Genomic DNA, 16,101 nt, shown 5'->3' with positions numbered 1-16,101 from the left:
TAAGATAAGACAAAAAAAACCTAGTCCTGCGACTAGGTTTGTTTGTATCTTTTTGTATAAAAGTGGATTAAGCGCTTTGCTTATCACTCTCTACATGCAGCAATTGATTGAGCTTATCAATAATTACAATCCATTCGTCATCTTGATGCCAATGTTCACGAAGAAATGCACTCTGCCCTTCACTCCAAAATTCTGCATCTGGCAGAATAACTTCAGATGGAAGCTGATGGGTACGGGTAAATTCATCAATCGACCTTTCATCTGCTGGAAGGCCAAGTTGTTCAAATAATAATTCTAAAGTAGGTTGCTGTTCCAATACCATTTGATTGCTCCGTAATAGAAATAAAAAATAATTTGCTGCTAGTTTTTTTAACTTTCAGGGATGTGAGGAGGTCGGCAGATCACATGTACCTGAACCCTCTGCTTCTATATGCAATTGTTCATTCAGTACATCGACAAAAATGGCCCAATCATCATCTTGCTTCCAATGCCCAATTAGAAAGTCATGTTGGTTCTTGGTCCAAAAAGGTGCTTTATGTAATGGCACATCCATCCCGATCTGATGGGTTCTGATAAATTCATCGATTGCTTCGGGGCTTGAATCCAAGCCGAGCTGCTCAAAAAAAACTTCCATGGTAGGTCGCTGCTCTAACATCTCAGTACCTCCTCTTTTATTGATGATTCTGCTTACAAATTAAACGACTTATATAGAAAGTTCAGTTGTCGCTCTTTGACAGGATGTTATTTTTTGTTCTTAGGATATTCTGAAATAAAAAAAGCACTCCATTTGGAGTGCTTTTTTTATTTAATCTTAAAAGACTAAATTAGTTAAGCATGTCAGCCACTGCTGCGCGCTCTTCTTCAAGTTCGTTCAATGTAACATTGATACGTTCACGGCTGAATTCGTCGATTTCAAGACCTTGAACGATTTTGTATTCACCGTTTTCAGTCGTTACAGGGAAACCGAACATTACGCCTTCAGGGATACCATAAGAACCGTCAGAAGGAATACCCATCGTTACCCATTTGCCGTTAGTGCCAAGAGCCCAATCGCGCATATGATCGATTGCAGCGTTTGCAGCAGAAGCAGCAGAAGACAGACCACGTGCTTCAATGATCGCAGCACCACGTTTACCAACTGTTGGAAGGAATACGTCTTTGTTCCATGCAGCATCGTTGATTTTGTCTTTCAAGCTTTCGCCGTTTACGTTTGCAAAACGGTAGTCAGCATACATCGTTGGAGAGTGGTTACCCCAAACAGTCATGTTTTCGATGTCAGAAACTGCAACACCTGCTTTTTGCGCAAGTTGAGTCAACGCACGGTTGTGGTCAAGACGTAACATTGCTGTGAAGTTTTTCGCTGGAAGATCTGGCGCAGATTTCATTGCGATGTAAGCATTTGTATTCGCAGGGTTACCCACAACAAGCACTTTAACGTCACGGCTAGCAACTTCGTTCAGTGCTTGACCTTGACCGATAAAGATTTCGCCGTTTACTTTAAGAAGGTCAGCACGTTCCATACCAGGACCACGTGGACGAGAACCTACTAACAATGCATAGTCAGCATCTTTGAATGCAACTTTAGGATCATCAGTACCGATCATGCCTGCCAATAATGGGAAAGCACAGTCGTCAAGTTCCATCATCACGCCTTTAAGCGCTTGTTGAGCTTTCTCAACAGGAATTTCTAATAATTGAAGAATAACTGGTTGGTCTTTACCCAACATTTCACCGCTAGCGATACGGAATAATAGGCTGTAACCAATTTGACCAGCAGCGCCAGTAACGGCAACGCGAACAGGTTGCTTCATGTAATTATCTCCAATTGAGAGGATAGTCAATGCGGATTAAATAGCTGTTCTATCTAATCTTAATAATCATAAACGGCAAAGATTGTACTCCAATCCTTTCGGAGATGCATGTAAAAGCGAATGAATTCCAACAAAAGTCTGATAGGAAATATAAATTAATTTGGCTGAAAAGCTCAGTATGTACCTTTAATTGTAATGTTCTGAGGGCAGGTATTTACTACACTACTCGGACATTGCTTATATTGGCCATTGCTGCGATAGCACACCTTAACCGCGGTCAGCAGGCTGACACTACGGTTGGTCTGGCAGTTAAACCGGATGCCGCTGGCGGGCAATTGCGGATTAATCTTAAGGAATTTTGTACGCAGTGTATTAATCGACATAACCATGTTTTCTTGGTCTGTCAGTTCCTGTGGTACTTTCAGGCGATCCGCATAATTAATAATGGTCCGAAAATACTGGCTGGCACTCATGGGAATACAGCCCCCAATACTCTGCCATAAGCGTGCCCGTGAAGCCTCGTCCGGCATGACACGAGCAACCACCTTGGCTTGTAAAGGTGGAAGTGCGGATGAAGTCTGCGTGCTGCAATCCTGTTGACTGGTTTCAGGAAATAAGCCGGAGATATTCAAGGAATAACCTTCCAGACATTTTCGCTTTTTGGCCAATTCAGGATACAAACTGCAAAGTGCGGGAACCATCTGCACATCCATGATATAGCCCGTCGGTGCCGCAAGCGCAGGAAAACTCCCTCCTGCGACTATACAAGCGGAAAGCCATACTGATACTCGACGACTATTCATTAACTTCATGAATAATTCACTATCCCTAAATCATTAATTTTTATTGTGTACTACGTAGCGGAATTGCCTGCATACGTTTCCCGATTGATTGTGCTCCCTGGCCCAACAGGATGCCATAATGTGTCGCATTGGTCATGACATGTTTCACATAATCCCGTGTTTCTAATAAAGGAATGGTTTCCGTGTACTGATCTGCTGCTAGATTCTGGACGTCTGGCTGCCAACGGCGTGCACGATTCGGTCCGGCATTATAGCCTGCCGTTGCTAAAACAGGACTGTTGCTGAGCTGACGTTGAATCGTAGACAAATAGAAGGTGCCATAACGAACATTGGTATTCATGTCGCTTAATGCTGCCGGATTATAGGTTTCGCCCATCTGACGCGCGACCAGCTTGGCCGTATCTGGCATGATCTGCATCAAGCCACCTGCCCCGACATGTGAACGCGCCACAGTATTAAATCGGCTTTCCTGACGCATCAAACCATAAGCCCATGCCGGATCAACACTGGCATTCTGGCTATGGCTGACCACATAATTTCGATAGGGCATTGGGAAACGGTAATCATAGTTGTGCTTATTCACTGTACGATCTGCAGCATAAATAGCACGGTCATGCCAGCCCATATCATGCGCACGTTTCGCTGCGGCAAGCAGTAGATCATCATCATGTTTCAAGTAAGCCTGACGCACGGCCCAGTTCCATTCACGGTTTACATACGCCGCTGAAGCATTGATATTACGCAAGGCAAAAGCACGACGGAAATGAATATCCTGATTCAGGCGTTGCATGGCCTGAGCAGAAGGCTGTGCGGATTTCGGTGTACCTAAGGTTAACTGTCCTAAGCGGTCACGTGCCAGCAGGTTATGATAATCATCACCAGTGGCTAGTTTGCGATAAATGTCTTCAGCTGCTTTTTTTGATGCTCGGTCTGAGCGCTGTTCACTTGCGCGAGCCAGCCAGTATTGCCAGCGATCTTCCTGTTTCTGGGTCACACTCATCGCATCAATCGCTCGAATCAGACTTTCCCAAGCACTGAAGCGAATCGCCTGACGTGCATAAATTTCTGCTTCTTCCGGACTAAATGGCAGGCCATAACTCAGATCCAGATAATTCAGAACTTCACGATTAAAGTTGTTTTTCATCACCGTGGTGCCACCGATATAGCCGACTACACGGTACAAAGCTTTTTGGATCTGTTCAGGGGTGCCTTCAGCAGTACGTCGTACACTCGAAAATGCTGTATTCAGATCACTATCCGCCAGTCGCCCCATGGCATACACCAGATAAGCATGATCAGCAGCGGTCGCTTTGGGTGCCGTCCATAAATAGGCTGTCGGATTGGCCTGAATGCTATTAAGCTGCGCCAAAGAAAGGTTGAGGCCGATACTTTGAGCGGTCGCAATCGCCTGTCCAGACTGACCGGCACGCAATTGTGTCCAGAGTCGTTGCTGGCGGTCTTCAGTGGTTAATAAGGGACTGGACAGCATCATTCGACCTAGACCGGTACAGGATTCCGGCTGAGCATTTGTGGTCAGCCAGACATCTTTATACTCGGCATAGACCAGAGGATCACCACTTTTGGCACGTACCTGAGCAATCGCGCAGCTTTCTGCCTGATCTGGATTGGTCACATATTGCAAGACTGGCTGTGCTGCTGAAAAATCGGCCTGCTTTACTTTTTCTTCAACATAGTCTGCTGCCAGCTTTTCTGCCATGGCAGATTGCGGATAACGCTGGGCAAAATTAATAATCTGACTGGCCGGCTGCATGCCAAGATTTTGATTCAGAATCCAGTATTCCGGGTAGTAACCCAAGGCATCATTTTGCATGGCTGCACGATACTGTTGTAATAATTCAATATTTCCAGCATTTGCCGCAGTGAGTGCGTCATTAAATTGTTCTTCGGCAGCTTGAACGCCCATTGAACTCAGACAGGCCATCCCTACAGTGAATAATCTTGAATATTTATGTGTACTTATAATCTGTTTCAACATTAACTTAACTTCTATCATGTAGTTCGTGCCAGACAATTTTGTTCAACATCGGTGCTAGTTTATAAATTCTAGACCGACTCTACTGTTCTCTTATGTAACCTTATGATTCAGCAATATTAATTTTCAAACATTTTCTGTCCATAAATCAATATTTTCAGGGCACCAATAAAGGCTATAAGTTTAAGCGACTTTCCTGCTAAAATATGCGACTTCCAAAAAATTCATTCTGTGAATTGAAGTCTAATTGACCTGATTCGCAAATTAACAAGGTCGTCCGTTCACAATTTAAACGTATTATCCCTAGGAGCCTTCATGACGGTTCAAACCTTCATTCCGAAGAGTGCCCCAGCTGCCTCAGAAAACACTGTTACCCAGCCAGCGCACACCCCAGCCCACGATGCTGCAGTCAAGAAACTGTACATTGAAACGCAAGGGTGTCAGATGAATGAGTATGACAGTCATCGTATGGCCGATCTTTTGGGCGACTCACATGGCTACGTGCTAACCACTGACCCTAAAGAAGCAGATATTCTCCTGATGAATACTTGCTCAATTCGTGAAAAAGCACAAGAAAAAGTATTCTCTGAATTAGGTCGCTGGCGCAAGCTAAAAGAAAAAAATCCGGACCTGATTATTGGTGTGGGTGGCTGTGTTGCTTCACAAGAAGGTGACAACATCCAGAAACGTGCCAATTATGTCGACATGATTTTTGGTCCACAAACCCTGCACCGTTTGCCGCAAATGCTGGATCAGCACTTTGAGCAAGTGGAAAAGCCCAAAAAAGACAAAATTAAACTGGTCGATATTTCCTTCCCGGATATTGAGAAATTCGACTTTCTGCCTGAACCACGTGTTGAAGGTTATAAAGCCTTTGTATCAATTATGGAAGGCTGTTCAAAATACTGTTCTTTCTGTGTAGTGCCATATACCCGCGGTGAAGAAGTATCACGTCCGCTGGATGATGTCCTGGCAGAAATTGCAGGTCTGGCAGAAAAAGGCGTGCGTGAGATTTCATTGCTGGGTCAGAACGTAAATGGCTACCGTGGTGAAACCTTTGATGGCAAGATCTGTACTTTTGCCGATCTGTTACGTTTAGTTGCAGAAATTCCAGGCATTGGCCGCTTACGTTATACCACGTCGCATCCGCTCGAATTTAATGATGACCTGATTCAATGCTATCGTGACCTGCCACAAATGGTGTCACATCTGCATTTACCAGTACAAAGTGGTTCCAATGACGTCCTTCAGGCGATGAAGCGTAACCATACGATTGATGTCTACATCGAGAAGATTGCCAAACTCCGTAAAGTCCGTCCGGATATGCACCTATCTTCAGATTTCATTATTGGTTTCCCGGGTGAAACCGATGAAAACTTCGAAGAAACATATCAGTTTATTAAAGATATGGACTTTGATCATTCGTACAGCTTTGTGTATTCAAAACGTCCGGGTACGCCTGCTGCGGAACTTGAAGACACTACACCTGAACAGGTGAAAAAAGAACGTCTGGCAAAAGTTCAAAAATGGATCAAGCAATCCAGCATTGAGAAAACGGATGCGATGCTTGGTACCATTCAACGTGTTCTCATTGAAAAAGTTTCTGACAAGGATCCAAATGTCCTGGTAGGCACCGCAGATAACACACGTTATGTGACATTTATCGGTGATCCTGCATGGGTTGGACGTTTTGCCGAGATTGAAATCACTGAAATAAAAACACTCAATTTAGTTTACGGTGAGCTATTGAATCTTGAGCCTGACGTGGCGTAATGTAGGGATATAAGAACCTATCTCTATAAGGAACTCTCTTTGACAGCAGCGATTCGACGTACAGTAGCTTTTCCTGGAATTTCAATGGACCGTTTACAGAGCATGCTCGGTGCTTATAACGGTCATTTGAAGCAAATTGAACAACGTTTAGACGTCAAAGTTTCCCATCGAGGCGACAGCTTTTTTATTGATGGTGAGATCGATGCCGTTGAGAGAGCGGAGTTGCTCCTACAGCGACTTCATGAAGAATCTGAACAGAGCGGTCAGATCAGTGCAGATACCCTGCACCTGATGATCCAAGGCAGCCAAACCGACCGTGAATTGCAGGACGACCTGCATGATCAGGAACATACTGGTCTGGACAATGTCTGGTTGCAGACTCGCAAAGGTCGTATCAATCCACGCGGTGCCAACCAGAAACGTTATGTGCAGCGCATTCTGCAAAGTGACATTTCTTTCGGTATTGGTCCTGCTGGTACAGGTAAAACCTATCTGGCGGTAGCAGCTGCAGTGGACATGCTGGAACGTAATGAGATTCAGCGTATCCTCCTGGTACGTCCTGCAGTAGAAGCCGGTGAAAAACTTGGCTTCCTGCCGGGTGATCTGTCACAAAAAATCGATCCATACTTACGTCCGCTTTACGATGCTCTGTATGAAATGCTAGGTTTTGAAAAAGTAGCTAAATTGATTGAACGTCAGATCATTGAAGTGGCACCACTGGCTTATATGCGTGGTCGTACCTTGAATCACTCCTTTGTGATTCTGGACGAAGCACAGAACACGACACCTGAACAGATGAAAATGTTTTTGACCCGCCTGGGCTTTGGCTCTCGTGCAGTGATTACCGGTGACGTGACCCAGGTCGACTTGCCACGTGGTCAGCAATCTGGTTTGGCCCATTCACTTCGTGTATTGGAAAATGTGAAAGAGATTCATATCACCCGCTTCCATTCCCGTGATGTGGTACGTCATCAGCTGGTTCAGAAAATCGTTGAAGCCTATGAGGGCTGGGATAGTGAACAACAACGTTTAACTGCCGAAGCACGTGCCGAACGCAAAGCACGTCAGGAAGCCTTGGTCGCTGAAAATGATGCGGCAGCTGACGCTCAGCATTAATATTTACTTTTAAGGATTTGTTTTGAAACTTAGTCTTAGTCTACAACAGGATTTTCAGGCACCTGAACTCGTGATTAAGCGTGCCTATATCAAGAAAGTTGTAGAAACTGCTTTACGTCATATCGGTACGCAAAGTGATTGTGAAATTGGTATTGCCTGTGTCGACAATGATGAAAGCCACAAACTGAATCTGGAATATCGCGGAAAGGACAAACCCACCAATGTGTTGTCTTTTCCAAGTGATCTTCCGGATGAAATGGCAGAAGTTTTGGATGCTTTTCCGATTGGAGACTTGGTCATCTGTATCCCAGTGGTATTGCGTGAAGCCGTTGAACAAGGCAAAGCACCTTTGACTCACTTTACCCATATGCTGGTTCATGGCACCTTGCACCTGATGGGCTATGATCATGAGACTTCAGATGAAGATGCAGAAGAGATGGAAGGCATTGAGATCGAGATTCTGGCAAAATTCGGTTTTGCAAATCCATATCTGGAAAGAGACTAAAATTTTCCGACTATAAAAAGTGAGCTTCGGCTCGCTTTTTTATGCCTGTAAATAGCAATCAAATCAATGCTATTTAATTCAACCAAAGCTGATAAAATACACCTCATAACAATAAAGATGATTAGCTAAAGTTCAGGATAAAAATGAAAAAGATTCTTCTCGTATTGCTACTCATGGGTACTTCCCTTCTATCTTCTTATGCAAGTTCAAAGACGCTATGTAAAGAAACCCAATTTCAAAAAGCAGATGAAGTCTGGACAGGTCATTATTATTTAAATGGCGTCATGGAAACAGGCTCTGAAATGCTGTTATTGCCTGAAGGTAAATTTAAATGGTATCTGACTTATGGAGCCCTAGATCAATATGCTGAAGGTAGATGGTGGAAAAATGGCAACTGCATCGGTTTAAAACCTGAGCGTAAATATAAAAAGCATCTGAGGATTTTTCCAAAGCATCTAAAAATTGAAGGCAAATTTTTAAATGTGATTTGGAACAGTTCCGGAGAACACGGTTATTATCATCGTGTGGAAGAATAATTTCAGAAATTAGTTAAAATTAGAAGTTACTATGCAATATGTCGTTATTTTTAAAGCTAAAATTAAGCAGTTAGACACAGATTACTTTGCCACTGCCCAACAGATGCGGGAAAAGGCCTTGACCCAGTTTCACTGTCAGCATTTTGAAAGTTTAACTGAAGGAATCACTGAGATTGCACTTTCCTACTGGAGCAGCCTGCAGGATATTCATGCCTGGCATCAGGACGCTGAACACCAGGCCGCGCAACAATTCGGTAAAGATAACTGGTATCGCTATTTCAGCGTGGATGTCTGTAAGGTATTACGCCATTATGAAACAGCGCCAGATTAACGCACTTCAAACTCGGCTTCTGCCGGATCAAAACGCCAGGTTCGGATAATTCGTAATTCTGAAATATCTTTCATTTTGGCATCGAAAGCACCAAACGGCGCAGCCTTACGTAATGAGGTTCGAGCAGCTTCATCCAATACAGTATGACCAGAAGATTCCAACAATCGAATCGCTCGAATACCCCCATTTTGATTCAGAATCACCATTAAGCGGACGTCACCCGCCAAGCGCTGTATACGGGCAGATTCAGGATAAAAACGATTCCCATAAAATTCGACTTTTTGACGGAATTTTTCCAGATAAGCTGCAGATACATCCTGCTTGGCTTGGATACCGTCAACAGTTTTAATTTTCTGCTGACGGCTAAAGTTTTTCTGGCGCTGCGTATATTGAGCTTCCAGACTCGCGACCATAGCAGCTTTGGCTTGAAGCTGGCTGTTGAGTTCTTCCTGACGTTTCTTGCGATGATTTTCTTCTGCCTGTTTCTGCCAGCTTAGGGTTGTCATCAGAACTTTTTCTTCAAAGCTCAACTCCTGTTTTTGTTGCAGCATATCTTGGCTGTTTTGAAGCATTGCTTCTTTTCCAGCTGCCTGATCCGGCATCGGCAATGGAGCATCACTGGACATACGATGCACTTCACGGAACTGACCGGAACCTTGCTGATCTGTTTGGGCAAGAAAATCAGCATGCTCGATTTTGTCATTACTGATTCGCAGGCTGACTGCAATTTCCTTGGTCGAAGTATCCTGTTCCGATGGCATTCCAAACTGCAGCATTAAAATCATGATATGTAACAATGCAGCAATCCCTACAGCACTGCTAAAAATTGGATCTTTCCACCATGATTTAACCAAGGGCATCAGGGTCATTCTAGTCACATTTTCAGGCTCAGCCAGGAGCCTTTATCCTTAATATCTTGCAAAGAAAATTTTTCAATATACAAATATTGATATATCTTTCACTTTGAGTAGATAGTGAGAGCTATATCAAATCTTCTACGTTGTATAAACAAAACACTAAAAATGGTGCAATTTATTTTGCTAAACTGCAAGCACACGCTCTTGTATTTTTTATACTTTTCGACAAGATACATGCTATCAAAAATATAGTTGCCAGGATGCTTCCATATGCAAACCATCATTTCCAATATTTCCAGACGCATTCGCCAGGTGTATCAGAAGGCGGAAGGGTTTATTGAAGATGAACGCGAGTTTCCCCTCTCTCAGGTATTTTTGAATGCAACTTTTCAGCGTTTTGTGACTGATAACGTCAAAGCCTTAAAAGATCTGCATGCGGATCTGCATGATGACTGGTTACGCTTATATGCAACACTTGATTACAATGGCATGGTCATTACTCTGTCTGTTGACCTGAAACTGGTACAAATGGAACTGAATAAAGACCGCCAGCTGATTGTTTTTGAACAGATTAGCGATACCCAAGTAATTGATGCTAAATACCCAAATGTGTTCTATAAAATTGGCGTACGTTGTGCCCTATTTTTCTATCAGCGTATCCTGAATAAAGATCCTCTCGGTATGATTCTGGAAAAGCTGGGTGTAATTAAAGTTGTTGATGACCTACTACATTTAGATCTTAACCGCTGGCTCGGTAAAAGCCGATCAGTGATTGATACTTTGTCTAAAGTACATGTCAATCATGCTGTATTACGTGAGGCTGAACTGGTCGTTATTGGGAATGTAAATTTAGCAGCCTTGTTCAGAAAGCTGTCTCAAGAAAAAGAAGAAAGCTGGGATGATGCAGATGAATTCAGTGAAAATCAGGTTACACCCATCAAGCAGAAACAAGATTCGTAAAGTGTTTAAGTTGTGAAACAACAATGAAAAAAATGACATGAATGATACACTTCTGCAAATTTTATCAGTTCATTCTCCCTCCACATTTTAGTCTGATAATAAAAGCTTGGCAGAAGTGACTGACTGCCCTTTCATACAGGAAAATTCACTTATGGCACAACACTTAATTAAAACTATTGGTATGACTGCAGGACTGACCACAGCACTGGTATTCACAGGCATGTCCAGTCAAGCGTTTGCCATGAGCCCATTCCAGGCGACTTATCAGTTTAGCTATAATGGCAAGAACATGGGATCGGCAACACGAACCTTAACTAAGTCAGGCAATAACTGGACTTATGTATTTGCAGCCAAGGCTGCCGCGATTGCTTCTGCGACAGAAACCAGTCATTTTACTTTTAATAATGGCAAGATTAATTCTAGCAATTTTAGCCGTAGCAGTAAGGTATTGGTTAATAACAATACCATGAGTATCAAGTTCAATCCGTCTTCTAAAACTATTCATACTAAAAAAGATGACAAGGCACGTTCATTTGCTTGGAGAGATGGTGCCCTGGATGAATTAAATGCCGAGTTACAGATCCGTGAAGACCTAAAAGCTTCTGGTTTAAAAAGCAATTATTACATTGCAGATGCTAAAGAACTGGAAGCACGTAAATTTGTTAAACAAGGTACAGAAAATATCAAAACCAATTACGGCACCTTTAGCACCATGAAAGTCGTAATGAAACATGACAAGCCAGGACGCGAAACCATCTTCTGGTTAGCCCCAAAACTTGATTATTTACCAGTCAAGGTAGCGCATGTCGATAAGAAAACTTCCTATGGTTTGTTACTCACTGGCTATAAAGGTCCAACGAACTAAGCATTTTTAACGATTTTCGCTTGATTTTTTCCGGGTGCTTTTTAAAATACGCTTTTGCTTGAAAAAGCATCTGGTCTTGAGGATTCTCCCGTGCACGCACTAGAACAGAAAATCTTAGCTGAAGGTATCGTTCTATCTGAAGAAGTTTTGAAAGTTGATTCTTTCTTAAATCATCAAATCGATCCTGTTATGATGCAGCAAATTGGTCAGGAATTTGCGCGTCTATTTAAAGATGCTGGTATCACTAAAATCATCACTATTGAAGCATCAGGGATCGCACCTGCTGTAATGGCTGGCCTTGAGCTGGGTGTTCCAGTGATCTTTGCACGCAAATATCAATCATTAACTCTGAAAGATGATCTGTATCGCTCTAAGGTATTTTCTTTCACCAAGCAAACTGAAAGTACTATTGCAATTTCTAAAAAGCACATCAACGCTGCTGATAAAGTACTGGTGATTGATGACTTTCTTGCAAATGGTCAAGCGGCTCTTGGCTTGGCAGACCTGATTCACCAAGCAGAAGCATCTGTCGTGGGTATTGGTATCGTGATTGAAAAATCATTCCAGCCGGGCCGTGACATTCTGCTTGAAAAAGGTTATCGCGTAGAATCATTAGCGCGTGTGAAATCATTAGCAAATGGTACGGTTGAATTTGTTCAAGAATAAAATTTCTTGACTTAAATTGAAAAAGAGTACTGAGGTGCTCTTTTTTTATATCCGTTTTTCTTGAATTGAAATATTTTTAAGACAACCATATTCTTCTATTGCTTCGTTTTTTCCTAAAAAATTTCAATTAAAAAATAATCATTAATATAAATTGCTTTACTTTCCGACAAGTAGACAATTTTTTAAAAAATTTTTATATAAAATAAGAGGCCTAACTATCTGCCAATAGTTAGACCTGTAAGAAAATCAAGCAAGTTATATTATTCTCCTACTGTGACAGTAATACTCCCAGTATTTACTGCACCAATTGCAGTAGTAGTAATAGTGTTGGCCACACTATTATCTACACCTTCTGCAATCGCACTTACAGAGGCATCAACTGCTCCAGCATTATAAGCAATATTCGCTACACTATAATTGCTTAAAGTTTTATTAACTTCCTCATCAAAAGTCCTATCCAGCGTTGTGCTCAATGTATCTGAAATATCCGCACTCGTTGTACTCTCCGAAATATCTTCTCCAATTGTTTCGTTATTGATTTCACTAGTTACATCAGTATATGCCCAATCTAGGGTTTCATTAAGTGTATTTGAAGTCACTGTACTCAAGCTACCTTGCGCGATTTCAATACTACCTGTATTAGCTGCACCCATTGCTGTAGTTTCAATTGTATTTTCAACTGAATTAACGACATCTTGAGTATCTGTTCCGAGATCTGTTCCTAAATTGGCATAAGCCTCTGTATTAACACTTGCATTGATATCAGCACTATTGACAGCCAGATTCAGGGCAGATCCATTTTCGACCTGCTGGGAAATTGCATCCAGAGATGCCTGTAAACCGGTATCTACCTCTACATTTGTGTCTTGAGCATATGCCATACCTGCACCAGACAGGAAGGTGACGGATAAAGCGATTGTTTTGATCGTGTTTTTCATCTTTGTTTTTCCTTTTCTAGTTTTGAAGCACTCCTCGCTAAGTACTTCTTTTACTAATGGGAGCGAGCCCACTTGTGAAACTATTAATCACGCAATGTGCTTGACCAATAGTTTTCAACAACTTCAGGATTGGCATCCCACAGCATGGATGTTTTCTCCTCGTCTTTTTCTTTGCTGTTTTTTTCCTGCTTCTCTTTTTCCTCTAGCATTTTGTCTGAAGAGTCTGGAGAGTGTTTTTTACTGATATATTTAATGAGATCCTGTTTACTTATTTCAGGTTCTGGATCAGGATTTTGGATTACCTCGGATTCTTTGTTTTTTGGTTCTTTGGTATCTTTACTCGGTGTATTGGTAGATTTGTTTTTCTCTTGAGATTGCTGAATATCGTCCGAGGTTAATTCCTGAACCGGGGTACTTGAATCTAGATTATTTTGTTGCTGATTTTTCTTATACTTATGCAAAGCCACCGAACTTCGGGTTAAGTTTAAACGTCCAAATTCTGGTGGAATTTCTGCACGACACTTCTCGAATACTGGTGGTGGAACGACCTGGCTCAGTAATTCAAAAGTGGCCAGATTCAACATCTGACGTAAAGCAAAATTCGTCGCTTCACGCTCACCTTTTCCGATCTGAATATTTAATAAGGTACGGCCGGTAAATCTTCCAGCGCTGATACCATAATCCTGTGCAGCAATCTGTTTCTGTAATGAGACATTCGCGACAACTTTACTGCTGCGTGTATCAGTCAGGGATAGATCCAAACCCACCATAATTCGGGTTTGACTGTAATTCGGTCCAACCCCCGCAATCTGCATGTCCAACCCGCCACCTGGAATAAAATCCAGGCTATTAATACTGCCCGTCACATAATAATCAGAGGCCTGGATTTGTCTTGGATCACGAATCCCCCACTTGGCCTCACTTTCAATAATACGAGGATCACGCCGGTTCATTACACTGACCCCAGACTGAAATAAGGCGGATTGCACCATATCTCCCGCGCCTTGGGTCACCATTTTTCCACTACCACCATTGGTTACGACGTCTTTACCTGTCTGGTCTAAAATTGCACCTACAGAAAAGCTGATGTCATTGCGTAATTGCCCCTTTAAGCAAGATAAGGCCATATCAAATGGAGTAAAAATATCAGTAATTGGCGGACCTTGTACCAGTTCTACCGGCTTTGAATTTGAAGATGCCAGGCCGGTACATCCTGTCAAGGATTGAGTAAAAATCAAAATGATACCGGCGGAAGATAAAGACCTTCCATACGGGAAATTCAGCATAGTGTTTCTCCCGGCTGGTTACTCACATTTGGGCAGCGTGGTGAATTCCGATTGGAATTAGAACTCACTGGAGCTTCATTGAATAATTCACTGGAAATATTTACACCATTATCTGAGCCCTCCACCGTAATATTATTGGTTGGAGTATTCACAGTGCCGATAGAATTTGAAGAGGTGTTATATACGGTAGTTCTTGCTTTTCCAAAACTTTCATAATAATCAGACTCTCTGAGTTCAATCAGATTTGCCTGTGCCAGATGCTCATTAGAACGTGCAGGTGATGCTTTCCAGCGCTGAGTCCACTCATCTGATGTAGCATAAGCGTTGCTCAAAAAAAACAAACACAATAAACCCGCATTGATGACCAATATTTTCATACCCTTAGTATCCTCTGATTTAGTATGTTTATTCGTTTTCTGCTTAATTAAGATTTAATTTATCTGACAAAAATTAGATCATATAAAAATTTAAAAATTACGTTTAATTATTATTCACATACTTTTTGATTTTTAATTAAATTCAAGCTATTGTTTTCATTTAATATTAATTATTTTGATCAATCCTTTTATTTATAAAAAATATTTTATAAATATTTTCAAACCATAAATTTATTTTTAAAAATTAGTTTAAATAATATTTTAGAAGTATTTATAAAATTATAAAAAATACTTTAATCAAGGAAATATTTATGATGATTTTCACGATCATTTATTAATAATTTTTCATTTTATAAAAGTTTATATTTTAATCATCCTTAATAAATCACTTTATTAAGAAATATAATTAACCGATTATATGAAAACTATTATCTAAATACATTTTTTTGTTCCTTAAAAACTCTCAAAACAAAATACTCAATATAGATACTCAATACCTCTACTAAACAGCCCTTAATTTCAATTTATGATGATCATGTTATTTAGTGTAAAAAGATGACAAGTAAATTATTTTTTATAAGGAATAGAAAAGATACTTTGAAGATATTATTTTTAGTATCTTTAGATTATCAGACAGCTAAAAATTGAAAGAATTTCCAAGATGGATTTCGATATAAAATAATTTACAGCACAAATACAAAGCCTTATCAAAGTCTCCTCTACAATCAGATTGGCAGGAAATGTCCCTGACATCAAAATATAAGACAGACATACTGTAGAGCTGTCATATATCCACCTGATTAGGCAAAATGACAAATCATAAATAGGCTGAACATCAGCCCATAACAATCATTGATGGAATACCTTATGCAATGTCCTAAATGTGGCTCAACAGATATTGAACAACGTGATCATGAGCAAAATCTGAAAAAAATTGGCGGTCTACTCATGACCTCTGCAGGTGCAACGGCGGGAACTGTAGGTGGCGCAGCTTCAGGTGCGTCGATTGGTGCTGCGATCGGGACTGTGGCAGGCCCACTTGGTGTAATTGTCGGCGGAACAGTCGGGACTTTCGTTGGCGCAATTAGTGTTGGGATTACTGGTGGTGTGGTCGGTAACTTCTTGGGTAAAAAAGCTGGTGTAACCGTGGATCGCAACCTGTTTCTGGATTATCGTTGCCTGAAGTGCAAATACCGCTTTAATATTCAGGCAACAACTGCTCAGGCACTGGAAGTGAATAAAGAAGATTCTGAGGAATCGAGTAATCAGGACAATAAAGCCTGA

18 protein-coding genes are annotated in these 16,101 nt (G+C 41.4%); 9 read left to right on the top strand and 9 right to left on the bottom strand.

Annotated features, from left to right (window positions below):
- Nucleotides 1-67: 67 nt before the first annotated feature.
- The 5 genes from FSC11_RS02260 to FSC11_RS02240 form a co-directional block, all read right to left on the bottom strand.
- Nucleotides 68-322 (bottom strand): DUF2789 family protein, encoded by a 255-nt coding sequence (locus FSC11_RS02260; RefSeq protein WP_004809708.1) that lies wholly within the window; start codon nucleotides 320-322, stop codon nucleotides 68-70.
- 54 nt (nucleotides 323-376) lie between these two features.
- A complete protein-coding gene (locus FSC11_RS02255) occupies nucleotides 377-655 on the bottom strand; it encodes a DUF2789 family protein (RefSeq protein WP_004809710.1) in 279 nt (92 codons plus the stop codon).
- 169 nt (nucleotides 656-824) lie between these two features.
- A complete protein-coding gene (locus FSC11_RS02250) occupies nucleotides 825-1,811 on the bottom strand; it encodes a malate dehydrogenase (RefSeq protein ID WP_004809714.1) in 987 nt (328 codons plus the stop codon).
- Between the two features lie 173 nt (nucleotides 1,812-1,984).
- Nucleotides 1,985-2,623 (bottom strand): ribonuclease T2 family protein, encoded by a 639-nt coding sequence (locus tag FSC11_RS02245; protein WP_163164875.1) that lies wholly within the window; start codon nucleotides 2,621-2,623, stop codon nucleotides 1,985-1,987.
- Nucleotides 2,624-2,654: 31 nt separating this feature from the next.
- Nucleotides 2,655-4,556 (bottom strand): lytic transglycosylase domain-containing protein, encoded by a 1,902-nt coding sequence (locus tag FSC11_RS02240; protein ID WP_227591016.1) that lies wholly within the window; start codon nucleotides 4,554-4,556, stop codon nucleotides 2,655-2,657.
- Between the two features lie 366 nt (nucleotides 4,557-4,922).
- Here FSC11_RS02240 and miaB point away from each other — a divergent pair, with 366 nt between their 5' ends.
- The 5 genes from miaB (at nucleotide 4,923) to FSC11_RS02215 (ending at nucleotide 8,868) form a co-directional block, all read left to right on the top strand.
- Nucleotides 4,923-6,380 (top strand): tRNA (N6-isopentenyl adenosine(37)-C2)-methylthiotransferase MiaB, encoded by a 1,458-nt coding sequence (miaB, locus tag FSC11_RS02235; RefSeq protein WP_163164871.1) that lies wholly within the window; start codon nucleotides 4,923-4,925, stop codon nucleotides 6,378-6,380.
- A gap of 39 nt (nucleotides 6,381-6,419) precedes the next feature.
- A complete protein-coding gene (locus tag FSC11_RS02230; protein ID WP_004809719.1) occupies nucleotides 6,420-7,496 on the top strand; it encodes a PhoH family protein in 1,077 nt (358 codons plus the stop codon).
- A gap of 22 nt (nucleotides 7,497-7,518) precedes the next feature.
- On the top strand, nucleotides 7,519-8,001 hold the full coding sequence (gene ybeY / locus FSC11_RS02225; protein ID WP_004809720.1) for an rRNA maturation RNase YbeY: 483 nt from the start codon (nucleotides 7,519-7,521) through the stop codon (nucleotides 7,999-8,001).
- 143 nt (nucleotides 8,002-8,144) lie between these two features.
- On the top strand, nucleotides 8,145-8,537 hold the full coding sequence (locus FSC11_RS02220) for a hypothetical protein (protein WP_163164869.1): 393 nt from the start codon (nucleotides 8,145-8,147) through the stop codon (nucleotides 8,535-8,537).
- A gap of 31 nt (nucleotides 8,538-8,568) precedes the next feature.
- On the top strand, nucleotides 8,569-8,868 hold the full coding sequence (locus FSC11_RS02215) for an antibiotic biosynthesis monooxygenase family protein (RefSeq protein WP_004896079.1): 300 nt from the start codon (nucleotides 8,569-8,571) through the stop codon (nucleotides 8,866-8,868).
- On the opposite strand, the gene FSC11_RS02210 is transcribed toward FSC11_RS02215, so the two are convergent.
- The gene (locus tag FSC11_RS02210; protein ID WP_205681856.1) at nucleotides 8,865-9,728 is read right to left on the bottom strand and encodes an energy transducer TonB; all 864 of its coding nucleotides are present in this window, start codon (nucleotides 9,726-9,728) and stop codon (nucleotides 8,865-8,867) included. The two genes, FSC11_RS02215 and FSC11_RS02210, sit on opposite strands and share 4 nt — an antisense overlap.
- Before the next feature lie 267 nt (nucleotides 9,729-9,995).
- Between FSC11_RS02210 and FSC11_RS02205 the strand changes: the two genes are divergently transcribed.
- The 3 genes from FSC11_RS02205 (at nucleotide 9,996) to FSC11_RS02195 (ending at nucleotide 12,216) form a co-directional block, all read left to right on the top strand.
- Nucleotides 9,996-10,685 (top strand): hypothetical protein, encoded by a 690-nt coding sequence (locus tag FSC11_RS02205; protein WP_071319875.1) that lies wholly within the window; start codon nucleotides 9,996-9,998, stop codon nucleotides 10,683-10,685.
- Between the two features lie 151 nt (nucleotides 10,686-10,836).
- Nucleotides 10,837-11,550: a DUF3108 domain-containing protein gene (locus tag FSC11_RS02200; RefSeq protein WP_004809730.1), complete on the top strand. Its 714-nt coding sequence runs from the start codon at nucleotides 10,837-10,839 to the stop codon at nucleotides 11,548-11,550.
- Between the two features lie 90 nt (nucleotides 11,551-11,640).
- Entirely contained in the window at nucleotides 11,641-12,216 is a 576-nt protein-coding gene (locus FSC11_RS02195; RefSeq protein ID WP_005223320.1) for a xanthine phosphoribosyltransferase, read from the top strand.
- Nucleotides 12,217-12,476: 260 nt separating this feature from the next.
- Here the strand turns inward: FSC11_RS02195 and FSC11_RS02190 are convergent, their stop codons facing one another.
- The 3 genes from FSC11_RS02190 to FSC11_RS02180 all read right to left on the bottom strand — a co-directional run bounded on the left by FSC11_RS02190 (nucleotide 12,477) and on the right by FSC11_RS02180 (nucleotide 14,817).
- Nucleotides 12,477-13,154, bottom strand: coding sequence for a hypothetical protein (locus FSC11_RS02190; RefSeq protein WP_163164865.1), 678 nt, complete (start codon nucleotides 13,152-13,154; stop codon nucleotides 12,477-12,479).
- Nucleotides 13,155-13,237: 83 nt separating this feature from the next.
- Nucleotides 13,238-14,440: a CsgG/HfaB family protein gene (locus tag FSC11_RS02185; RefSeq protein WP_163164863.1), complete on the bottom strand. Its 1,203-nt coding sequence runs from the start codon at nucleotides 14,438-14,440 to the stop codon at nucleotides 13,238-13,240.
- Complete coding sequence (locus FSC11_RS02180; protein ID WP_004809738.1) at nucleotides 14,434-14,817, bottom strand: hypothetical protein; 384 nt, start codon at nucleotides 14,815-14,817, stop codon at nucleotides 14,434-14,436. The genes FSC11_RS02185 and FSC11_RS02180 overlap by 7 nt, the downstream gene beginning before the upstream one ends.
- Before the next feature lie 855 nt (nucleotides 14,818-15,672).
- Here FSC11_RS02180 and FSC11_RS02175 point away from each other — a divergent pair.
- Entirely contained in the window at nucleotides 15,673-16,101 is a 429-nt protein-coding gene (locus FSC11_RS02175; protein WP_163164861.1) for a hypothetical protein, read from the top strand.

It is taken from the genome of Acinetobacter schindleri (assembly GCF_010918895.1).
Classification (GTDB): domain Bacteria; phylum Pseudomonadota; class Gammaproteobacteria; order Pseudomonadales; family Moraxellaceae; genus Acinetobacter; species Acinetobacter schindleri.
The sequence above is the reverse complement of the archived record's forward strand: the minus strand, read 5'-3'. Positions and strand labels throughout refer to the sequence as shown.